Source organism: Candidatus Nanopusillus massiliensis, from assembly GCF_920984865.1.
The window spans coordinates 547,346-547,546 of sequence record NZ_OV100765.1 but is presented as its reverse complement, the minus strand read 5'-3'; positions in this window follow the sequence as shown (position 1 = coordinate 547,546).

Below are 201 nucleotides of genomic sequence, written 5' to 3'. Positions count from 1 at the left end.
AACCTATTATTTAGGAAATGTACAAGGACAAATGTATGTAGTAGAACAATTAAATATTGTGTTATCTAATGGACAATTANTAACTATAACAAACAGAACAATCATTCTATATATCAAATAATCAAAATGGACAAAACATACAGGTAATTTCAATATCTCCAAACTTTAATTTAATGAATAATTTAATTAATTCAATATATA